The organism is Sodalinema gerasimenkoae IPPAS B-353, from assembly GCF_009846485.1.
In the GTDB taxonomy this organism is placed as follows: Bacteria; Cyanobacteriota; Cyanobacteriia; order Cyanobacteriales; family Geitlerinemataceae; genus Sodalinema; species Sodalinema gerasimenkoae.
On sequence record NZ_ML776472.1, the window covers coordinates 3,607,073 to 3,620,682 of the forward strand.

General features: G+C 52.9%; 12 protein-coding genes and 1 tRNA gene. 4 read left to right on the forward strand and 9 right to left on the reverse strand.

Features of this window, described 5'->3' with window-relative positions; all coding sequences use genetic code 11:
- The first annotated feature begins 147 nt into the window (after positions 1 to 147).
- Positions 148 to 1,230, forward strand: coding sequence for a tetratricopeptide repeat protein (locus L855_RS15660; protein ID WP_159789577.1), 1,083 nt, complete (start codon positions 148 to 150; stop codon positions 1,228 to 1,230).
- Positions 1,231 to 1,324: 94 nt separating this feature from the next.
- Here the strand turns inward: L855_RS15660 and L855_RS15665 are convergent, their stop codons facing one another.
- The 6 genes from L855_RS15665 to L855_RS15690 form a co-directional block, all read right to left on the reverse strand.
- Positions 1,325 to 2,668, reverse strand: a complete 1,344-nt coding sequence (locus L855_RS15665; RefSeq protein WP_159789579.1) for an MFS transporter — start codon at positions 2,666 to 2,668, stop codon at positions 1,325 to 1,327.
- 14 nt (positions 2,669 to 2,682) lie between these two features.
- Positions 2,683 to 3,420 (reverse strand): phytanoyl-CoA dioxygenase family protein, encoded by a 738-nt coding sequence (locus L855_RS15670; protein ID WP_219729926.1) that lies wholly within the window; start codon positions 3,418 to 3,420, stop codon positions 2,683 to 2,685.
- A gap of 208 nt (positions 3,421 to 3,628) precedes the next feature.
- Positions 3,629 to 5,209: an NAD(P)H-quinone oxidoreductase subunit 4 gene (locus tag L855_RS15675; protein ID WP_159789581.1), complete on the reverse strand. Its 1,581-nt coding sequence runs from the start codon at positions 5,207 to 5,209 to the stop codon at positions 3,629 to 3,631.
- A 30-nt stretch (positions 5,210 to 5,239) separates the two neighbouring features.
- Positions 5,240 to 7,240 carry an NAD(P)H-quinone oxidoreductase subunit 5 gene (locus L855_RS15680; RefSeq protein ID WP_159789583.1) on the reverse strand — a complete coding sequence of 667 codons (2,001 nt, stop codon included), beginning with the start codon at positions 7,238 to 7,240 and terminating at the stop codon, positions 5,240 to 5,242.
- 292 nt (positions 7,241 to 7,532) lie between these two features.
- Positions 7,533 to 7,889, reverse strand: coding sequence for a thioredoxin family protein (locus L855_RS15685; RefSeq protein ID WP_159789585.1), 357 nt, complete (start codon positions 7,887 to 7,889; stop codon positions 7,533 to 7,535).
- 42 nt (positions 7,890 to 7,931) lie between these two features.
- A complete protein-coding gene (locus L855_RS15690; protein ID WP_159791144.1) occupies positions 7,932 to 8,645 on the reverse strand; it encodes an NnrU family protein in 714 nt (237 codons plus the stop codon).
- A gap of 316 nt (positions 8,646 to 8,961) precedes the next feature.
- Between L855_RS15690 and cpcD/petH the strand changes: the two genes are divergently transcribed.
- The 3 genes from cpcD/petH (at position 8,962) to L855_RS15705 (ending at position 11,761) form a co-directional block, all read left to right on the forward strand.
- Complete coding sequence (cpcD/petH, locus tag L855_RS15695) at positions 8,962 to 10,209, forward strand: bifunctional rod-capping linker CpcD/ferredoxin--NADP reductase PetH (RefSeq protein WP_159789587.1); 1,248 nt, start codon at positions 8,962 to 8,964, stop codon at positions 10,207 to 10,209.
- Between the two features lie 207 nt (positions 10,210 to 10,416).
- Complete coding sequence (locus tag L855_RS15700) at positions 10,417 to 10,926, forward strand: hypothetical protein (protein WP_159789589.1); 510 nt, start codon at positions 10,417 to 10,419, stop codon at positions 10,924 to 10,926.
- A gap of 55 nt (positions 10,927 to 10,981) precedes the next feature.
- The gene (locus tag L855_RS15705; protein WP_159789591.1) at positions 10,982 to 11,761 is read left to right on the forward strand and encodes a photosystem II electron transport protein, Sll1252 family; all 780 of its coding nucleotides are present in this window, start codon (positions 10,982 to 10,984) and stop codon (positions 11,759 to 11,761) included.
- A 3-nt stretch (positions 11,762 to 11,764) separates the two neighbouring features.
- Here L855_RS15705 and L855_RS15710 read toward each other — a convergent pair whose 3' ends face one another.
- From L855_RS15710 to L855_RS15720, 3 genes are all read right to left on the reverse strand, one after another.
- Entirely contained in the window at positions 11,765 to 12,307 is a 543-nt protein-coding gene (locus tag L855_RS15710) for a hypothetical protein (protein ID WP_159789593.1), read from the reverse strand.
- A 104-nt stretch (positions 12,308 to 12,411) separates the two neighbouring features.
- Positions 12,412 to 12,485: transfer RNA gene (locus tag L855_RS15715), tRNA-Arg, on the reverse strand.
- A 172-nt stretch (positions 12,486 to 12,657) separates the two neighbouring features.
- Positions 12,658 to 13,509, reverse strand: a complete 852-nt coding sequence (locus L855_RS15720) for an acyl-CoA desaturase (RefSeq protein ID WP_159789595.1) — start codon at positions 13,507 to 13,509, stop codon at positions 12,658 to 12,660.
- Between the last annotated feature and the right edge of the window lie 101 nt (positions 13,510 to 13,610).

Sequence of the window (13,610 nt, forward strand, 5' to 3'; positions counted from 1 at the left end):
GATCTCAATTGAGATTGGCGACTCAAAGCTCCGTAGTTCTGTTCGCTCTCACAAGGAAAGTGTCTAACGCGTATGTTTAATGACAGAGTTCACCGTCACAGATCAGTTCTGAGATTCTTCAGCCAACCTCGGGATTGGTTATCGTCTGTGCTGTTCCTCGCCGCGATCGCAGTCCTGGCGGCTCCCCCCGTCGCTGCTGCACCCCTGGCCTCCCCTCAAGCACCCCAGCGGTTGGTGCAGGCAAATAATGGCGCGGATGTTAATGACTTGCTGATCGAGGGACAAGAGTTTGTCATCGCCGGGAACCTCTCAGCTGCCTTGCGAGCCTATCGCCAAGCGGCTCAGTTGGATGATAGCAATGCCCGTATTTTCTCGGCAATTGGCTATCTCGAAGCACGGCAAAAGAACTTTGACGCAGCAGTCACCGCCTATCGTCGGGCCTTAGAGCTTGAAGCCAATGTTCCTGAGTTTCACTATGCCTTAGCCTATAGTCTGGCCAATGCTGGGGATTATGCTGCCGCTGAAGCCGAATATGAGACCACCATTTCTCTCAACGAGCGCAACACCAATGCTTTTTTAGGCTTAGGGGTGATGCGCTACCGTCAGGGGAACTATGAAGGGGCCCTTGAGGCCTATCGTCAAGCTGCCCGTCTCAATAACGAGAATTGGCAGGTACAGGAATCCATTGGTTCAACTCTTCTACAACTTGAGCGTTATGACGAAGCCTTAGAAGTCTTAGAAGAGGCCGCCGAACTTGCTCCCAATGAGGGACGGATTCAGGTCAACTTGGGCGTGGCCCGGTTAAATCAGGAGGATGTTGAGGGCGCCTTGACCGCCTTCAACCGAGCCGTCGAGTTAGAACCCCAGGATGGTTCTCTCTTGTTTGAGGTGGGGCGTTTGTTCCTCAGTCAGGGGGAACGGAGACAGGCCCTAGACTTGTTCCGACAAGCCTCACGCTTAGTTGGCGATCGCGCAGATATCCATCTGACAGTGGGTGAGCTTCTTTTAGACAACAATGATGGACTCAATGCCATTTTGTCCCTACGACAGGCGATCGCCCTAGAACCCGACTGGCCTCAGGCTCATTATCTCCTGGGGAGGGCCCTACGACAACGAGGCCGCACCTCGGAGGCGATCGCCAGCCTAGAAACAGCTCTCGAACTGGCCGAACAACAAGACAATGAGGATCTCATTGGGGCGATCGAGACCCTACTAGGCGAATTCAACTAATCTCACCCCCATCATGTGAGTTAGGATTGGGAGTCCTAACTCCATGACTCCCCTACTGCCTACTGCCTATTGCCTATTGCCTATTGCCTACTCCCTACTCCCCATCCCCCTCCCTCAAAACATCCCGCTCAATCAACTGCCGGCGTAATGCCTGTTGGGCGTGAAGATTGAGGGGGAAGCGCCAGAGAAGCGCCGCAGCCGGTAAGACCGCCAAAATTGGAGCAAAGATAAATAACAGTTTTAACTCCATCAGCGTTTCAGCCGTATTCTCCAGGTCAGGACTGTAGCCAATCCAATCCAAGACCGGGTAAGTCACCCCCACCGCCAGAGCATAACCGAACTTATTACTCATCATCAGTAGGGAATAATACAAGCCGGTGCGTTGACTGCCCGATTGCAGATTGTCCCAATCCGTCACATCAGCCAAAATCGAGCGCAAGAGAAAGGGACTAGCCGCTGTTGTAACCCCATAGAGAGCATTCACCAAGATATTGAGGCCCAAATTTCCCGGAGGAACCAACAGCAGCAACGGTAACACCAGGCACATCCAAACCATCGCCACAATAAAGGTTTGATGTTTCCCCAGGCGACAACTGAGCCAAATCCAACCGGGAACCCCCAGTAGACTTGCCAGAAAATACATCAGCAGAATGGCGTTCGACCAATCTGGTAATGCCATCACATCGCTGATGAAGAAAATATAGATCGACCCCGTGACTCCTGGGGCCAATCCGGTTAAGAAATTCGCCCCTAAGACTCGTTGTAAGAGACGGTTACGGGCGAGAATTTTAGCAGACTTGACAAAGCTAATCCCCATTTGAGGGGGGGTGGGACGTTCCGGGACATACCAGACAGAAACGGCCACCGTAATGGGCAACGTCACTACCACAAACCAGCCCATGGCCCCCAGTTGAACCATGGAGTTCGCATCTTGGGTTTGTTGTACGATCGCCGGAATCGCCAAGACCGCCAACATCCCAAAAATCAGGGAAAATTCCCGCCAACCCTGGACTCGGGCGCGATCATGATAATCATCGGACAGTTCTGCCCCCCAGGACATATGGGAAATACTCAACATGGTGTAGCCCAAATAGAGCAAAATGAGCCAAACCAACAGATAGGCGGCCGATACCGCTTGAGTGGGGAGAAAAATGGCATAGGCGCTGGCCATCAACAGGGGAACCGAGAGAATGATCCAGGGCCGCCGTCGTCCAATGCGGGTTGTCCAGCGATCGCTGATTGTCCCTAAAATCGGGTCGGTGATCATATCCCACAATCGCGCCAGGGCGAAGATATTGCCCACCACTGATAGGCTTAACCCCAGTTCACTATAAAAGGGAGGAATATAGACCACCAGGGGTAACCCCAGCGCTGAAATGGGAATGGCCGGAAGGGCAAAGGCAATAATACGCTGACGAGTCAGTTTCGAGTCACTCATAGGCTCTTGACGACTTATTCCCAGAGGGGATAAATGGGATCGGTAGATGGCTTAAAGTCATAGCGGAGGAGATGTTTCAGGGTGGGACTGGCTTGATCGAGGGCCTGGCGATCGCACCCATAGCGGAAATCTTCCAGGGGTTGAATAAATTTTGCCGTGTAGTTGGTTAATAGGGAGACGCGGGATTTGCTGGTGTAGTTTTTGCCCGTATCATGCCAACAGAGTCCATGGGAGATGACCACTGATCCTGCCTGTCCAGCCACTGGGCGAGCCGTGCGGTCAAAGCGTTTCACATCTGGGCTATCACAGAGAGTTTGACTCCCCGGCGCAAAAATTGGGGCCCCATTGGCTTCGTCGAAATCTTCTAACATCCAAATGGCTTGAACCTCCAAGACGGGGCGATCGGGAAAAGGAGGTTCCATGGCCCAATAGGGATAATCCACATGAATCCCCATGGATGACGCGCCGCCATGGAGGACATGGGCCGAAAAGCCCCCCAAGCGTAAACTGTCTCCCAAAATCTCTTGGGCGATCGCAAACACTTGAGGATGTTCCACCAGTGCAGCAAACTGGGGATCTCGATACATCAAGCCATAAATCCGTTGACGGTTTTCTTCGCGGGGACAGTCCCGGGCCAACTCCAGAACCTGCGATCGCATCTCCTCAGCCATCTCAGGACTGAGCACATCAGGAATCACCACATAGCCAACGCCTGAGAGAATCTCTTGAATCTGCTGGTTCAATTCAGTCACACTCACCCGTACTCCCCCCATCGAATCAGTTATTACACGAGGCATTGGTCTGATTGTCCCACGACATCGCGGTAAATCAATCTGTCTTTGAGATGAGTTTTGCAGAGGACCCGGTCACGGGAAAACCCCGGTTCAGGCGAACCGGGGTTCAGTCACTCTCACAATTGCGCCGTCATCAGTTGACAGGAAACAAAAAGTGTGGTAGGGGCTAGTCCTTGAGAGATGGTGCTGATTTAACCGACATGGCCGCGGGTTGAACCGCCACCTGATCCCGACGAACCAACGAAGGAACCGAGTTCCGCAGCCGGGCCGTCAGTTGAACCGTCGTAGCATCATAGACCTGGGTTAACAGCTTCGGATAGAGGCCAATGCCAATAATCGGAATCAGCAAAGAACCAATCACGAAGACCTCACGAGGCTCAGCATCCACCAAAACCTCATGTTCAACCAGTTCCTTATTCTCAGGGCCATACAGCAGTTCTCGCAGCATCGACAGCAGATAAATCGGGGTCAAAATCACCCCAACCGCCGCCAAGCAAACCACCACCACCCGGAAGGTCAGACTATAGGCATCACTGGTGGCAAAGCCCACAAAGACCATGAGTTCAGCCACAAAGCCACTCATCCCTGGGAGGGCCAGAGAAGCCAGGGCGCAGACAGTCCACATGGCGAAGACTTTTTTCATCTTCTGCCCCACCCCACCCATTTCATCGAGCATTAGGGTATGAGTGCGGTCATAGGTACAGCCCACCAGGAAGAACAAACTGGCTCCAATGAGTCCATGGGACACCATCTGCAACACCGCCCCACTCATCCCTAAATCCGTATAGGAGGCAATCCCAATCAAGACAAAGCCCATGTGGGAAATGGACGAGTAGGCAATCTTGCGCTTGAGGTTGCGTTGGGCAAAGGAGGTTAGAGCCGCATAGATAATGTTCACCACCCCCAGAATCACCAGGGCGGGGGCAAACACCGCATGAGCATCGGGCAACATCCCCGCATTCATGCGAATCAGAGCATATCCCCCCATTTTCAGGAGAATCCCCGCCAGCAACATGTGAGCCGGGGCCGTGGCTTCACCATGAGCATCCGGGAGCCAAGTATGGAGGGGGAAAATTGGTAACTTCACCCCATAGGCAATCAGGAACGCCGCATAGAGCCACACCTCCAAGGCCACGCCATAGTCTTTTGCGGCCAGGGCCTGCATATCAAAGGTGACCGTATCCCCATGGAAGGCCATGGTGAGGGCCGCCGCCAAGATAAACAGAGAGCCGCCGGCGGTATAGAGGATGAACTTCGTCGCCGCATACTGGCGTTTCTTCCCGCCCCAGATAGCCAGGATGATATAAACCGGGATTAACTCCAACTCCCAAACCAGGAAGAACAGCAGAATATCCTGAACAGCAAAGACGGCAATTTGACCACCATACATGGCCAACATCAGGAAATAAAACAGTTTTGGCTTCAGGGTGACGGGCCAAGCCGCCAGAATTGCCAGAGTGGTGATGAATCCGGTCAGGATAACCAGCGGCATCGCCAGGCCATCCACCCCAACCGACCAATTGAGATTAAGCTGGGGAATCCAGGGATAGGTTTCCACCAGTTGCATTCCTGGTTCCGTCAGGTCGTAGTAGCTGTAAAAGGTATAGACGATCGCACAGAAGTCAATCAGTCCAATGATGAGAGCATACCAACGCACCGTTTTTCCGTCTTTGTCCGGGATAAACGGAATGAACAAAGCGGCAACGATGGGAAAAAGTATGATTGTTGTGAGCCAAGGAAAATCCATTCTTTATTCACGCTTGGGCATAAAATCGGCTTAGGTCGCGCCGAAGAAAATAACAGTCGCTAAGACGGCAGCGAAGATGGTCAGAGCGTAGAATTGAGCGCGACCGGTTTCAAAGTATTTCAGTCCTTCGCCACTCAGTAGAGTAGCAAGTCCGGTGAGGTTGACGGCCCCGTCGACAATACGGTAGTCCACTTCCATCACCTGACGGGCCAGACGACGACTGCCTTTGACAAAGACTTTGTCATAGAGTTCGTCAAAATACCACTTGTTGAGGGAGAACTGATAGAGGGGTTGTACGGTTTTGGCGATCGCCGCTGGGTCAATTTTCTGCCGCAGGTACATCAGCGAGGCCAGGGTAATGCCGATTAGGGCAATCCCAACGGAACTTCCCGCCATGACCACAAACTCGCTCAGTTCAAACTCTTCTGCCATTTCCGCCAGGGTGGGGACGACCTCACCGGGGGCATGAATGAAGCGTTCAAAGCGATTGGCGAAGGGCATCCCCACCAAACCAATTAAGGCGGAGGGAATGGCCAAAACCACTAAGGGTAAGGTCATGGTCCAAGGAGATTCATGGGGACTATGGCTGTGGTCATGGCCATGGTCATCATGAGCCTCGGGGCTGAGTTGCTTACGAATCTCCTCATCATTGCCCCGGAAGCCGCCTTCAAAGGTGCTGAAGTACATCCGGAACATGTAGAAGGCCGTAATTCCGGCGGTGAGCCAACCGATGGCCCAGAGGGCGGGATTGGCGGCAAAGGCGGCCCCGAGAATTTCATCTTTGGACCAGAACCCAGCAAAGGGAGGAATCCCGCAAATGGCCAGGGTTCCCACCAGGAAGGTACTGGCGGTGAAGGGCATATATTTGCGCAGTCCCCCCATCAGCCGCATATCTTGGGCTAAATCGGGGTTATGACCGACCACCTCTTCCATGCCATGAATGACGGAGCCAGAGCCAAGAAAGAGCATGGCTTTGAAGTAGGCATGGGTCATCAGGTGAAAGAGTCCGGCACTATAGGCCCCGACCCCCATGGCCATGACCATGTAGCCCAATTGGGAGATGGTGGAGTAGGCGAGACCTTTTTTGATGTCATTTTGCGTGAGGGCGATACTGGCACCGAGGAAGGCGGTGAAGGCACCTGTCCAGGCGATGATATCGAGAACGGCGGGAACGGCCTCAAAGACGGGAAACATCCGGGCAATGAGGAACACCCCAGCGGCGACCATGGTGGCGGCATGGATGAGGGCCGAGATGGGGGTTGGCCCTTCCATGGCGTCTGGGAGCCAGACATGGAGGGGGAATTGGGCGGATTTGGCCACGGGACCGAGGAAGACCAAAACGGCGAAGAGAACCCCCATCCCGCTGCTGAGGGCACCAGTGCTGATTAACGCTTCTAGGTTTTCGCCAATTTCTGCGAACTCGAAGCTACCGGTGGCCCAGTAGAGGGCTAGGATGCCGAGTAGGAGGCCAAAGTCACCGACGCGGTTGGTGATGAAGGCTTTTTGGCAGGCATCGGCGGCCGCTTGGCGATCGTACCAGAAGCCAATCAGGAGATACGAACACATCCCCACCAGTTCCCAGAAGATATAGATCTGCACCAAGTTAGGGCTAATGACTAGGCCCAACATGGAGGAACTAAAGAGGCTGAGATAGGCATAAAAGCGCACATAACCAGGGTCATGGGCCATGTAGCCATCGGTGTAGATCATCACCAGTAAGGCGACGGTGGTCACGATGACCAGCATGACGCTGGTTAGGGGGTCAATAATAAACCCCATACTGAGGTGGAAGTCCCCAGCGGCTGCCCATTCTAGGGTTTGGGTGACAGGGGCATGACCTTGTAGCTGACTCCAAAGGAGCGCAAAGGACATGACCATGGCCGCACCCAGCAAGGAGATGATGACAATGGCATTGCCTTGTCGCAGCCGATTGGTGGCTTGGTTATAGGAAATTAGACCTGAGCCAACCAAGGCTGCACCGATGAGGGGCAGCACTGGAATAAGCCAGGCGTACTGATATAGGGGTTCCATTGCAACTGTATGAGTTTATATTTCTTCACATTTGGACAAAATGACGCTCCTATTGTGACACACGCATTGAAGGAAAAGGTCAAACTCTGGGGGGTTGTTGAATTTTTTTCGGGGTTTTGGGGCGGCAGATGAGGCGATCGCCCCCTAAGAGCCAGGGTTGGCCGGCCGAGCGAGTCCAGGACACATTCAGGAGCAAACCAGAACATTGGGCCAACAAAACCCATCGAGAAGCCCAAGTGGGTCATCTCGACGAGCAGGGAGTGAATTCAGTTGAGATCAACGGCGATCGCCCCTAGGAAGGCAAGGCCAGCGAGCGATCCCCGGCATATTGCTCAAACATCTGTAGGAGTTGCGATCGCAGACTTTCTCGACCCTGGAACCCCTCAATCCGTTCGACGATGCGATCGCCGTCAAACAAGAGTAAGGTGGGCAAGGTGGCTAAACGATAGGTACTGGCTAGGCGTAAACTCTCATCAGCGTTGACATCCACAATTTTGATGAGATCACCATACTCACGACGAAATTGTGTCAACTGGGGGTGAATGAGATGACACACGCCGCACCAAGGCGCCCAGAAGTTGACTAAGACAGGAATCTCAGACTGTAAAACTTCTTCCTTGAAACGCTGCTCGCTAACGGACAACGACATAATTGAGATTTATTAACGTCTTTATATGGCTCTGGGATCATGCTACCAGGGTATGTTCCCCGTGACACGCATTAACCAGGGATGGGCCCACCAAAATCCGAAGACGAAGAGGATCACCCCTAGATAGGCCGGGCGAAGGAACTCCCGCCAGACTAGGGTTTGCTCCCCTTGGGCGATGGCCAGAAAGGGAATCACGGATGTTCGGGATCTCAGGGTTTCAAAGGATTCCCCATAGCGAGCGGCAAGGCGGCGATCGCCATGCCAAACGGCAAACAGATGATGGGCAATTAAGCCGAGGGAGGTTACGACAGCAAAACTGGTGCCAATCCAGAGGGTATGGGCAATACACCAAATCACCTGCCCCACCATCTGCGGATGGCGACTAATGCGAATGATCCCCGTCTCATAGAGGTGAACTTGGGGTTTGGCGATGGCGGCCACTTCCACCAAATTAAAGGTAGCTGGGTACAAAAACAAAAAGGAGACGAAGGACAGGCCCCAGACCAGAGGCTTGACTCCTTCAACGCCCTGAACCATCCAGAGTTGGGCCCCATCGTAGCGATGGATGAAAAAGTAGGTAATCAGAATCACCGCCGAGGGTAAACTCACCAAAGCAAACAGAACCCGATAGAGGCGGGCCCCAATCTTCGCTTCTCCCCAGGGCCGTAGAGCCGCTAACCCGCTATGGGCGATGGCAAACCCCAACAACAACCCCAACATCAGCCAATGACTGGCCGTCCACCAGCTCAAACCCATATCCATGCCGTCCCTGCCCCAACTCAAATCCCGTCATTCCCCTCAAACTGGGGGATTAATCGGAGTTTTTTATCATGAAAAGCTTAAAAACTTAGCAAAATGATACCAGAATCACAGTTCTGCCAGAAGAGATTGGCTAAAGTCTATTCCAGAGGTGGGTTTGGTTATTCCATCGAAACCCTTTAGAATAGAGGATTGTAGCTGTTGTCACCAAATTGACTACCTCGCCCAGGCTAGCCGAGCTACGGCGCAGCCAAACCAGGTAGGACGGTGAGAGCGGCAATTTGTTAACTAGGGTTCTGATAATAAGTCACTCATGTACAATCCAAACGCCTCGGGTGGGAATAACACCGTTGCTGGAAATCGCCTCTTTGTCTATGAAGTCGAAGGCTTAGGACAAGATGGCAACGTCCAAGATGCTCCGATTCGCCGCAGTGGGACTCAGACGATGACCGTCCCCTACAACCGTATGAACGAGGAGATGCAGCGCATCACTCGCCTCGGTGGCAAAATCGTCAACATCCGCCCGCTCACGGGTGAAGACTGGAATAACCAAGCCGCCTCTGCCAATGGGTCTAGCACCCAGGAGTCCAAACCCGCAGAAGCGAGCAAATCCATGACTCAAGCCAAACCGGAAACCAAGGGAGAAGCCAAAGGGAAAACCTCGGCTAAAGCCTCCGCAAAAAAGAAAGTTCCCGTCAACATTTACCGCCCGAAAAACCCATTCGTCGGAAAGTGCCTAAGCAACGAGGGACTGGTCCGCGAAGGGGGTTCGGGACGGGTACAACATCTTAAATTCGACCTCTCAGGTGGAGACCTCGAATACCTCGAAGGTCAAAGCATCGGCATCATCCCCCCTGGGAAAGACGATAAAGGGAAACCCCACAAGCTGCGCCTGTACTCCATTGCCTCGACTCGTCATGGCGATGATGGCAACGACAAGACCGTATCTCTGTGTGTTCGGGAACTGGAATATCAGCATCCTGAAACCGGCGAAACCGTCTATGGGGTCTGTTCTAAGTTCCTCTGCGACTTGAATGAGGGCGATGATGTCAGCATCACCGGTCCTGTTGGGAAAGATATGCTGCTTCCGGACGACGAACATGCCAACATCATCATGATGGCGACGGGGACTGGGATCGCGCCTTTCCGGGCCTTCCTCTGGCGCCTGTTTAAGGAAGAGCACGAAGATTATAAATTCAAAGGCAAAGCCTGGTTAATCTTCGGCATTCCCTACACCGCTAACATTCTCTATAAAGAGGAACTCGAACAACTGCAAGCGGAATATCCGGATCAGTTTGAGTTGACCTATGCCATCAGCCGGGAGCAGAAAAACGCCGAAGGTGGCAAAATGTATCTGCAACACCGGATTCAGGAAAACGCTGATAAGGTCTGGGATTGGGTCCAACAGTCCAACACCCATACTTACATCTGTGGTCTCAAAGGCATGGAAGGCGGCATTGATGAAGGAATGACATCAGCGGCCTCGAAACAAGGCGTTGATTGGGATGATTACCGCAAACAGCTCAAAAAAGACCATCGCTGGCACGTTGAAACCTACTAAGGTTCAGCCGTTAGCCCGATGAGTTGGGTGGAGATCTCCACCTAATCCCCCTCAACAGGCGGTTGCAATAGGGTTCTGCGTGAGGAACTCTGCTGCAACCGCTTTGTTGGCTTTGATGAGAGCCGAGATCCTAACGGCGATCGCTCTCAACGAACCTGTTACTCTAAAAGAAGACCCCATAGCTAGACGGAGACAGAGTTAGCCCTGATGGAGTATTTAGTGGCCGCGGTCGGCGATCGCATTGAAGCGGAAACCATTTACACGGAGTTGGAAAAAACCGGCTTTCCCCAAGACAACTTACGAATTTTTGGGACTGGCTATCAAACCGCCAATGATTTCGACCTAGAAGATCCCAATGAGAACGCCAAACAGCGGGCTTTTCGGATGATGACTTGGTTGGTTCCCTTTGGCTTTTTTGGAGGCCTCACCTTTAATGCCATTACCGGTTTACAGACCTTTCCCTGGGCCGGTGTGACGGGAAATCAGGTCATTGGTGGCATCTTGGGGGCCGGGAGTGGTGCCCTCGGAGGCTTACTCTCTAGCGGGGGCTTGGGGGCAGTTCTCAACTTCGGCGATTCCCGAACCTATCGCGATCGCCTCAGTCGAGGGGAATATCTGCTGGTCATCCAAGGATCTCGCTTCCAACTGGCCGACGTTCTCCCCATCGTCCGCCGGGCCCGCCCCCTGAGTCTACAAACTCTCCAAAGTAGCCCCTAACCCCAGGACAAGCCCCAGGTTGTCCATTGTCCCTTATCCCTTGCCAGAACCCCTTATGTTGCCCAGAGATGAACTCCTCAAATCTGTTGAAAACCGAGAGACCCTTGCTAAAATTCTAGACCGTGCTGAGGAGGCGCTGCGCACCTGGGAAATCACGCAAACGGATTTTTTGTCTCCCCCGGAGTTATTTGAGGCACAGGGACTGTTTGAGAAGCTAACAGAGCTAAAGATTGTCGCCTGGGGGGGCTACCCTCAAGCAGAACGGCAACGGTTGGCGATCGCCCGCTCGGATCTGCCCCTAGATGTCGAACAGGTGCAGGTGGCGGCCCTGGAGGTGGCAGGAAACTTCCTCTTTGATACCGCCAGCCATCCTGATTTTTTGGGGTCGATGTTGGGAACGGGACTGGTGCGGGAGAAAACCGGCGATATCCTGGTGTTGGGAGAACGGGGGGCCCAGGTGCTAGTGGTTCCTGATTTGGTGGAGTTTTTGGAGCTGAATCTGACTCAAGTGCGATCGGTCCCCGTCAAAACGCAGGCGATTGAGTTAAATGAGTTGCGAGTGCAGGCTCCGAAGACGAAGCAGATGACGACTGTGGAAGCCTCGTTACGGTTGGATGCGATCGCCTCAGCGGGGTTTGGGATGTCTCGCAGTAAGATGGCGGGCCTCATTAGTGGTGGGGATGTCCGAGTAAACTGGAAGGACATCACCCAACCGAGTTATAGCGTCAGTTCCGGGGATTTAATTGCCATCCGGGGTAAGGGACGCTTAGAAGTGGGGGAGGTCTCCATCACCAAGAAGGAACGCTATCGGGTAGCCTTAACCCGTTTTCGCTAATCCCTAAGAATGATCCCTGCGTTCGAGGATCACCTCAAAGCTGGCGGGGTTCCGTTCCGCTTCAAAGCTGCCACGATAGAGGTCTGCATCCTCTTGCACGAGAGTTAGGTAGTAGCGTTCTTGGGAGTCGCTGGTGGGGTTCCAGGTGATTTCTAGGCGATCGCCCTCTAATTGCACGGACTTAATCTCTCCGGCCTCCCCATCGAGACCATCTCCCATAGCTAACCCCATCAAGAAGGAGCCATCGGCCTCAGAGGCCCCCCGATCATGAAAAATCGTGAAATAGGCCAGAGGTCGATCCTGTTCAACTTGAGCGGCCCGCCAACTCCCCTGTAGGGGTCCGGCTTCCGTCAACACCTCATCCTCATCAGGACCGTGACCATCTGCCGGGCCGGGTTCAAACCCTTGGGCCAGGGTTGCCGCGGCCGCAGGATTGGGATGGGTTGAGGATGGGGAGCTGCCTCCGGCGGATAGGGCAGCCAGGGCCGGCATCGTCAGAGAAAGCACTGAACCGGACAAAAGTCCTAGAAAGAGTCGTGTAGGCATAACGGTTCTCGTTTGCTGAGCAACTGTTGTCTAGGCTAACAAGTCTGCTCCGAAAACAGCAAAAAGCCGTTATACCCCGAAGGATTTAACGACTTTTTGAAGAACGAGCATGGAGGGATTCGAACCCCCGACCCTCAGAACCGGAATCTGATGCTCTATCCTACTGAGCTACATGCCCTCATATCCCTCCATCATACCCCTATAAGGACTATCAGGCAACCCCTTTGGGGAGTTTTCTGGCAGTAGATGGGATGAAGTTAACCAAACCTTAGGGGTCTGCGGCAAAAAACCCGGCTTTTTAGGGAAACCGGGTTTTTAGGCTTAGAAATGCTCGGAAACTCCTAGGGATGTCAACCTGAAACCGTTTTGGGAGTTTTGGGCGGCATTTTGACTTTCTTGGCCAAGCCTACGGTTTCCAAGGCACTAATCATCATCCAAGTGACATCAATTTCCCACCATTTGAGACCATGGCGAGCCGAGTACTGGAAGGCATGATGGTTGTTGTGCCAGCCTTCGCCATAGGTGACGAGGGCAACCCACCAGCAGTTACGGGAATCATCACCAGACTCATAGGTGCGATAGCCAAACTTGTGGGTAGCACTGTTGACAAACCAGGTGCAGTGGAACATGACCGCCATGCGGACAAAAACGCCCCAAACCACAAAGGAAATTCCATTCCCAACAAAGTAATCACCCAGGAAATAGAGGATGAACCCTAAAACAAACTGAATGGGAATAAAGAATTTTTGGCAGAATTGATAGACGGGATCGTCTTCAATATCCTTGACCATTTTAGAGGCTTCTTCTTTGGCGGGGATTTCAAAAAACATCCAGCCAACATGACTCCACCAAAATCCTTTGTTGGAATCATGGGGATCAGCGGGGGTATCAGAGTATTTATGATGAATGCGGTGCATACCAACCCAGTCTAAAGGGCCCGCTTGACAGGATAGAGTGCCGCATAACATCAGGAAGTACTCCAACCATTTGGGGACTTCAAAACTGCGGTGACTGATTAGGCGATGCCATCCCATGGTGACGCCTAACGCTCCGGTAACCCAGTGTAAGAACAGGGCAACGCCAACACCGGCCCAGGTAAAGGTACTTGGCAAAAACGCTAAGCACGCTAACAAGTGAATGGTGGCGATCCAAACGACCGCAAACCAATTCAGTGAAAGTTTTTGGGGTGTTGCAACTGTCATGCATTAACCTCGTAATGTTTGTTTCCTTTTCAGGACGACCTGTTGGATTGTATCAAAATATCGGTACAAAGAGCTAAACTATATTGCCCTGTCTCTCATCT